Source organism: Pseudomonas fragi, from assembly GCF_002269505.1.
Lineage (GTDB): Bacteria > Pseudomonadota > Gammaproteobacteria > Pseudomonadales > Pseudomonadaceae > Aquipseudomonas > Aquipseudomonas fragi_D.
The window spans coordinates 156258-163814 of the sequence record NZ_NQKQ01000011.1; the positions used below are offsets into that span (position 1 = coordinate 156258).

The 7557-nt window shown below is 50.7% G+C and carries 12 protein-coding genes; 8 read left to right on the top strand and 4 right to left on the bottom strand.

Annotation, left to right across the window (positions count from 1 at the left end; translation table 11 throughout):
• Positions 1–38: 38 nt before the first annotated feature.
• Genes cydP through CJU81_RS12410 form a run of 6 tightly spaced genes read left to right on the top strand, consistent with a single transcriptional unit; the run spans position 39 to position 3793 of the window.
• On the top strand, positions 39–215 hold the full coding sequence (cydP, locus tag CJU81_RS24065) for a cytochrome oxidase putative small subunit CydP (RefSeq protein WP_164747899.1): 177 nt from the start codon (positions 39–41) through the stop codon (positions 213–215).
• A complete protein-coding gene (locus CJU81_RS12390) occupies positions 212–1783 on the top strand; it encodes a cytochrome ubiquinol oxidase subunit I (RefSeq protein ID WP_095036848.1) in 1572 nt (523 codons plus the stop codon). The genes cydP and CJU81_RS12390 overlap by 4 nt, the downstream gene beginning before the upstream one ends.
• Positions 1776–2912: a cytochrome d ubiquinol oxidase subunit II gene (gene cydB, locus CJU81_RS12395; RefSeq protein ID WP_095036849.1), complete on the top strand. Its 1137-nt coding sequence runs from the start codon at positions 1776–1778 to the stop codon at positions 2910–2912. Before CJU81_RS12390 ends, cydB begins: the two co-directional genes overlap by 8 nt.
• A gap of 22 nt (positions 2913–2934) precedes the next feature.
• Positions 2935–3057 carry a cytochrome bd-I oxidase subunit CydX gene (gene cydX / locus CJU81_RS12400; protein ID WP_047574401.1) on the top strand — a complete coding sequence of 41 codons (123 nt, stop codon included), beginning with the start codon at positions 2935–2937 and terminating at the stop codon, positions 3055–3057.
• A complete protein-coding gene (locus CJU81_RS12405) occupies positions 3054–3341 on the top strand; it encodes a cyd operon YbgE family protein (RefSeq protein ID WP_095036850.1) in 288 nt (95 codons plus the stop codon). Before cydX ends, CJU81_RS12405 begins: the two co-directional genes overlap by 4 nt.
• 11 nt (positions 3342–3352) lie before the next feature.
• Positions 3353–3793, top strand: a complete 441-nt coding sequence (locus tag CJU81_RS12410; protein WP_095036851.1) for a group II truncated hemoglobin — start codon at positions 3353–3355, stop codon at positions 3791–3793.
• Positions 3794–3869: 76 nt separating this feature from the next.
• On the opposite strand, the gene CJU81_RS12415 is transcribed toward CJU81_RS12410, so the two are convergent.
• The 4 genes from CJU81_RS12415 to CJU81_RS12430 form a co-directional block, all read right to left on the bottom strand.
• A complete protein-coding gene (locus CJU81_RS12415; protein ID WP_095036852.1) occupies positions 3870–5015 on the bottom strand; it encodes a site-specific integrase in 1146 nt (381 codons plus the stop codon).
• 25 nt (positions 5016–5040) lie between these two features.
• Entirely contained in the window at positions 5041–5406 is a 366-nt protein-coding gene (locus tag CJU81_RS12420) for a Y-family DNA polymerase (protein WP_095036853.1), read from the bottom strand.
• A complete protein-coding gene (locus tag CJU81_RS12425; protein ID WP_095036854.1) occupies positions 5406–5837 on the bottom strand; it encodes a LexA family protein in 432 nt (143 codons plus the stop codon). Before CJU81_RS12425 ends, CJU81_RS12420 begins: the two co-directional genes overlap by 1 nt.
• A gap of 151 nt (positions 5838–5988) precedes the next feature.
• A complete protein-coding gene (locus CJU81_RS12430) occupies positions 5989–6303 on the bottom strand; it encodes a helix-turn-helix domain-containing protein (protein WP_095036855.1) in 315 nt (104 codons plus the stop codon).
• A 164-nt stretch (positions 6304–6467) separates the two neighbouring features.
• Here CJU81_RS12430 and CJU81_RS23780 point away from each other — a divergent pair, with 164 nt between their 5' ends.
• Together CJU81_RS23780 and CJU81_RS12435 are read left to right on the top strand one after the other, a co-directional pair.
• Positions 6468–6791 (top strand): hypothetical protein, encoded by a 324-nt coding sequence (locus CJU81_RS23780; RefSeq protein ID WP_141232596.1) that lies wholly within the window; start codon positions 6468–6470, stop codon positions 6789–6791.
• Positions 6792–6868: 77 nt separating this feature from the next.
• Positions 6869–7414 carry a hypothetical protein gene (locus tag CJU81_RS12435; protein WP_095036856.1) on the top strand — a complete coding sequence of 182 codons (546 nt, stop codon included), beginning with the start codon at positions 6869–6871 and terminating at the stop codon, positions 7412–7414.
• Positions 7415–7557: the final 143 nt, after the last annotated feature.

Consider the following 7557-nt stretch of genomic DNA (forward strand, 5'->3'; position numbering starts at 1 on the left):
TTCTAGCCTTTGGCATGCAATGTGCTAGCTGCATAGACATGACCATTTCCGACAAACGACTGCGACGCCATCTGCTCACGGCAGTAGTGATCAAACTACTTGTGCTGACAGTGCTGTGGTGGCTGTTCATCCGGGATTCGCACGTCAGCGTCGACTCGAACACCATCGGCGCAAGGTTCGGTGTACCCACCTCGACTCAAGGGGCAAGCAAGTGATTTCAGAACAACTGGTGGATTTGTCTCGGCTGCAGTTTGCAGCCACTGCGCTTTACCACTTTCTTTTTGTACCGCTCACGGTTGGCATGGTGTGGCTGCTCGTCATCATGGAAAGCGTCTATGTCATGACCGGCAATGTCATCTGGAAAGACATGACGCGCTTCTGGGGCAAGCTGTTCGGCATCAACTTCGCCCTCGGGGTGACGACGGGTATCACCCTGGAATTTCAGTTCGGTACCAACTGGGCTTATTACTCGCACTACGTCGGCGACATCTTCGGAGCTCCACTGGCCATCGAAGGCTTGATGGCGTTCTTTCTTGAATCGACCATGATCGGCCTGTTTTTCTTTGGTTGGGATCGTCTGAAGAAAGAGCACCACTTGCTGGTCACGCTGCTGATGGCGATTGGGACAAATCTTTCAGCGTTGTGGATCTTGATCGCCAATGGATGGATGCAGAATCCGGTGGGTTCAGAGTTCAGCTACATCACCATGCGCATGGAGATGGTTGATTTCTGGGCGGTGGTTTTCAACCCGGTGGCGCAGGCCAAGTTCGTGCACACCGTCTCCGCCGGTTACGTCACCGGCTCGATGTTTGTGCTGTCGATTTCCAGTTGGTATTTGCTCAAGAATCGTGATGTCGAGTTTGCCAAACGCAGCTTCCGGGTGGCGGCCGCCTTCGGTCTGGCCTCAGTGCTGAGCGTGATCGTGTTGGGTGATGAGTCGGGTTACACGGTGGGTGAAGCGCAGCAAACCAAGCTGGCAGCCATGGAGGCGATGTGGGAAACAAAGCCTGCGCCAGCGGGCCTGACATTGGTAGCCAGCATCAACGAAGCCGATTCCAAAAATAACTGGGAAGTTGAAGTGCCCTGGGTGATGGGCTTGATTGGCACCCGGTCAGTCAGCAAGCAAATTCCAGGCATACATGACATTAAAGAAAAAAACCGCGCTCGCATTCTCCGCGGCATTACCGCCGTCAATGCGCTTGAGGCCCTCAGGGCCAATCGCAGCGATTCGGTGGCTTTCCAGACGTTCGAAGAATACAAAGCCGATCTGGGCTTTGGCCTGCTGCTTAAAAAGTATGTCGAAGATGTTAACCAGGCTACGCCGGCCATTATCGAAAAGGCCGTAAACGATACAGTACCGCGCGTGACACCGATGTTCTGGGCGTTCCGTATCATGGTAGGCCTGGGTTTTGCCATGCTTATGCTCTTCGGGCTTGCCTTCTGGAGCACCTTAAAGTCGACCTGCACGCGAAGCCGCTGGTTACTGCGCTGGGCACTTTGCATGCTGCCTGCGCCATGGATTGCCTGCGAACTGGGCTGGTTCGTCGCTGAATACGGCCGTCAGCCATGGACCATCTACGGTGTCCTGCCGACCCACATGAGTGTTTCCACCCTCAGCGTCAACAACCTCTATGGCTCGCTGGCGGGATTCATCGTTTTCTACACCGTGCTGCTGGTGGTTGAAATGTTCCTGATGGTCAAGTTTGCCCGTCAAGGTCCTGGCAGCCTCGGTACAGGCCGTTATGTCCACGACGCCCATTTGAAGGAACTCCACCATGCTTGATTACTTCACACTGAAAATTATCTGGTGGGCTCTGGTCGGCGTGCTGCTGATCGGCTTCGCCATCATGGATGGTCACGATATGGGGGTTGGCACGCTGCTGCCCTTTGTTGGCCGCAATGACCTGGAGCGGCGCGTCGTTATCAACACCGTTGGTCCGCACTGGGATGGGAATCAGGTTTGGTTCATCACTGCAGGCGGCGCATTGTTCGCGGCGTGGCCTGTGGTATATGCCACCGCATTCAGCGGATTCTATTGGGCGATGATTCTGGTCCTATGGGCGCTGTTCTTCCGTCCGGTGGGTTTTGACTATCGCAGCAAGATTCACAATTCCACTTGGCGCAGTACTTGGGATTGGGGACTTTTTGTGGGTGGGACCGTACCACCCATTGTATTCGGGATCGCGTTCGGTAACCTGTTGCAAGGTGTACCGTTCCACTTCAACGACCTTCTGGTATCGACGTACACTGGCAGTTTCTGGCAACTGCTGAATCCCTTTGCGCTTCTGACCGGTGTGGTGAGTAGTGCAATGATCACCTTGCAAGGCGGTACCTATCTGGCACATCGCACTGAAGGTGTTATCCAGGCGAGGGCAATCAAAGGCGCAGTTGGTGCGGCGATTGTGCTGGTGTGCTCATTCATCGTTGCCGGTATCTGGTTGCAATCCATAGACGGTTATCGCATCACGTCAGTCGTTGATACCGCCGGACTGCCCGATATTCTCAACAAGTCTGTGGTGCGCGAAGCGGGCGCCTGGATGGCCAACTATGGTCATTATCCTTTGTTGTGGCTGTTGCCCGTACTGGGATTGGTTGGCGCAGCAGGTGCCGCCATGTTGCTGATGATGCGTCGCACACTTTCGGCGTTTGTTGCCTCATCGCTTGCGGTGATCGCCGTCATCAGCACGGCAGGTGTGTCGATGTTTCCATTCATCATGCCGTCATCAACAGTGCCTGCCGCAAGCCTTACTGTGTGGGACAGCGTCTCCAGTCATTTAAGCCTGGCCATCATGTTCTGGGCCACGTTGATCTTCATGCCACTGATCGTGATTTACACCTCGTGGGCATATCGCGTTATGCGGGGCAAAGTCACCGTCGCACAGATCAAAGCCAACGAACATTCAGCCTACTAGTGCCGGCAAAGGAGTAATAAACATGTGGTATTTCGCCTGGATGCTGGGAGTCGGTTTTGCATTACTACTGGCTATATTGAATGCGATGTGGGGCGAGAATGAAGCTGGCCGAGCCTTGAGTGACAATGACGAGGCACAGTCATGATGCCAAATATCGCTAGCACCCAATCTTCCTCACGAATTCATCCGCTGAGTTTGGTTATCGCCGTAACGATCATGCTTGCCTGCACGCTTTATCCTCCCATGATGGCAGCCGCCGATGGGAAAGTTGACCATGTGCTGGCTGCGGCATTGTTTGCTGCTATGAGCGTAGGCTTTGTGAAGGGTGTGGGTTTTGTCCCGCGGACGCTCGCTTGGCGGTGGCTTTTCTCAGGCTGGACATGCTTTGCAGCACTTGCGCTTGCTGGGTGGGTAAAGTTTCTAAATTGAGGGGTGATGAGATGACTGAACTCTTGAGTTCGCAGCATAGGGACAGCGCCAGTACCTATCTCCAGTTAGGTGGTGAGGCAGGCATTCGTAAACTCGTCGACCGCTTTTACGAGCTGATGGAGACGCTATCTGAAGCGCGAGTAGTACGCCGGATGCACCCACCGGCTCTTGCTGAAAGCGCTGACAGTCTATTCAAGTTCCTCAGCGGCTGGTTCGGCGGCCCGCCGTTATTCCAATTGGAGCGCGGCCACCCGCGTCTGCGCATGCGACATGCGCCCTATGCAGTCAGTATCGTTGAACGCGACGAATGGATGTTGTGCATGCGTCAGGCGATTGATGAGCAGGTGAATGACACAGCGCTAAACAGCAAGCTGCAACTTATGTTCTCAGAAATGGCCGATCATATGATTAATACTGATGGGAGCAGCCCAGGTATTGGGAGGCCAGCCTGAACGCTTTACAGGCTTTAAGCTTCAGAAATATTTGACATGCATTTAACTGGTTTACCCGTTCCCTTATGGGGACAACTCAACTGATGATTTTTAGTGTTGCTAAAGCCAGCTTGGCGAGCTCAGTCCCAAAAGTGCACCTGGACTGATGGAAGCGAAACTTCCTGAGCGCTTTGATGCCCGACGCGATGCCTAATTTTCTAAGCGATGACATCTCAACGTTTATGGCCGAAGACTGATCACTGTTGCGACGTCCGAAGGGGTTTCCGAACCGTGTCAAGAACACTAGATCTTGATGCTCGCCAGCAGCAGATGCCTCGCGAGTTAACCTGCGAAGACTCTTGGTGTACTCAAGGACTTCCGAACACAAAGCTTCGGGAATCCATATCTGGCCAGTTACTCCAAATTTGGTATGCACGGGTGGGGACGCACCTGGCCCTACGGATATCAGAAGCAGACCTTTAGCAGACGGATCATGTAAGGCTCGCTCCAACGTATCAATACGAAGGTCACAGATCGTTCCCAGTCTCATACCCGTAAAAAAACCTAGAGCCAACATCAGATAAAGCTCCGGTGAGGCGTTCTGTTTTGCGAAATCAAGAATAGCGTCTCGATCAGCCGCAGACACAGGAAGTAGCCCACCTTCCAATGTGACCCCAATACGTTTTCGGTTTGGAATACCCAGATCGGTGGTGGTGCCAGCTAGCGTTCGCTCGAAGCCCACCTGGTCAAAGAATTTGATGAAATAGCGCTTGTCCTTCCACAGCGGCAATAGCGGGTTTAGAAGGCCGCGCCTCCTAACCCACCTGTAGAAACTGATGCAATTACGCATGTACTCGGAAGCTGTGGCAGGACTGATATGACCAGCATCACGAGCCTTGATAAGCGCACCACGGTACTGAACAAGACATCGATCAGCTTTTCGAGACGGAAACTCAAACCACTGAAGACTGCGACTCTCCAAAAACTTCGCGTAGTTCAACAGCCCGTTCAGGTTGCTGGAAACGGTCTTAAGGAGTGCCTCACCATTGGTGACTCTCTCCATAGCCCAGAGATTGGCTTCTCTCCAAGGCAAGCCGTCTGCCCAGAATATTTGTGGTAGTCCTTCGATCACTACACGGGAGCTATTCAACGAGTAGGTAATCAGGCGGTTTTTGACAGAAAGGTCATGCGGATTGAAGTGAATGTGTTCGACGGTAGGCAAGTGAAATCTCTGTAAGAACAAGCGTCAATGTCCATGGGGACGCCATCTAACTTTGGACGTCCACAGTATGCAACTTATTCTTATCAATCGAATACACTTCAATTTTGGGCGCAAACGTCTCTAAAACGCGCATTACGCGGTTAGACACCTCTTGGTATAGGGCATAGTTAGAACTGACCACACGCAAGCCATGACTCTTCATCAGGTGCTTAATTTCGAAGAACGGCGCGCCCATTTTTATAGCCAAACCACCACCAGCAATGTCTTTGCTTTTTGCTATCGGACACCGAGAAACGACACAGCCGTCTGAATTGCTTAAAGCGACAACAGGAACACCTATCAGCGTAGGGTCAAACAGGCGTTCAGCGCTGACATAAAAGCAGTCACAATCCACGAGACAGAAGACTGCCATTACCTTGAAACCTTGTGCAGGTTCCACAGTACGACACCCCACAAATCAATCTCTTCCCAGTCACCAACCTCAACATCTGAATTCATCGGATTGTGCGCAATCAGAAGTGGTGACTGACCATGACGCTCCCTGAACTCTTTGCAGCAAAAATCAGAACCAATGACTACAACAACAATGTCACCGTTGAGCGGTTCAAGAGCTTTGTCCACAACCAAAACGTCACCATCGTAAATACCAATATCCCTTAGTGAATCTCCATCTGCACGGAGCAGCCAACGCGATGGTTCACGCAGGGAAACCAGCTCATCTATTGATAGAGGAGGCTCATAATATTCGAGCGCGGGCGAAGGGAAACCACAGCTCACACGGCCTACAACGGGCTTCTTGACTGGATTGGACTGGCTTGAAATGGGGCCGAGTATTGAAAACATGGTGATTGCTCATAATACTGTATATGCACACAGTATCAGTGAGGCATGAAGGTCGAGCAAGAAAATGCCGACAAGAAGCGTCTGATTTTAATCCCCTCTACGTCAGACGTAGATCTGACGTGCGTAGGATATTTCTCAGATGATTAGGCGACTAAGCCTTTTTAGCAGGGGTACTGACGAGCACGACGAGGCGATTCAGCTCTTCACTGTCAGCATTGCAGATGGCGTTAAACAGGTAAGCACGCTTGTCAGCGTCATCATCAAAATCGACGAAGAAATCACGCACAGTGCATTCCAGCTCGATAGCCAGCTTGTACAGAGCGTCAACAGAAGGCGTGACAGTGCCTAGCTCGAATCGAGAGATCGTGTTGGGGTCAAAACCAGCACGTAGCCCCAACTCGCTTTGGCTCAATCCAGCAGCAGCACGCAGACGTTTGATTGTCTGCCCCAGTTGTAAATTTTTCATCTGCAAATTTCAGTATAAGAAACAAGCAGTTAACTCCATTTTTCGTTCGCCCGTAACAACGCCTAACGTAGACTCCGCTTGAGTAATTCTACGCTACACGTAGAATTAAAATCTAAGCCGCCCGTCTGGCATCCAAAACGTTGTACACACGCGAGAAAATGGACATGAAACGTGCAATCAGCTTTGTAGCAATCACCCTTTCCCTGAGCCTTTCAGGCTGCGCAGATATGCAGAAACAAGCTTCTGCCTACATGCCGGGAGCAAGCACACAGCCCGCAGCAAGCACAGTGGCAATGGAAGGCGGTCAGAAGGTTCAGTACATTCCGGGCACTGGTCAAAATAGCGTTGCTACTACGAATTCTGGAACGAACCAAAACACAGAAGAATCGAGCTTCTTGGGTGACATGGTGAAAAGTGCGACTGACTCTGTGAAATCAGAAGCAACCAGCAGCGTTCGCTCTGCAGTCCGAGGCATGTTCAGTCGGTAAGGCAAAACCACCCCAAAGGTCACTCCAAGCCTCAGCAATGGGGCTTTTTTGCGTCTACGAAACGGACTCTCACGACGATGAAACGAATACTTGCTACCGCCCTCCTCGCCCTAATTTCAGTTCAAGCGAATGCTAAATGCGCAGACCGCTACTACTATTACGAAGCAAAACCTACGGTCCTGCCGATTAAGAAATGGAACATCTATCAAGATTTGACTTTGCAGAATTCGAAAGAAATTCAAGACATTATAATGCTGAACAACATTTGTACGAATACAAAAAACTATCGTCACAATTCAGCCGTTTACATAAACTATATTGTTGATGCTAATGCATGGTCAAAAATCAAAAATCCACTTTATAAGAATTTAACTATCAAATTCCCGAGCGGTATTTTTGGCGATGGCACAATGCGACAAGTAGACATAAACGAAATGCATCAAAAGAACCGCATGAATTACTTTCAGTTTCAGACAGAATACAAATCAGGTTCGAGCATCAGCAGCATCACTGTTTACATCGTCCGAAAAGGTGTTGATGAAATGTACACACCGAAGCTACACTTCTCAAAATACAAAGAACTTCAACGCGATGGATACTTTTTTACAGAGTTTAAGAATTGAAAAAAGTCAAAGACGTTAAATCAAATGCTCAATCAGTTTTTCAAGAAGATGGAAAATGGAAGGATAGGCGGTCTCAAGGAACAAGTGCAACACCTGATGTAAGGTGTTGCCATGTCTACCCAATACAAACACTTGAGTACCGA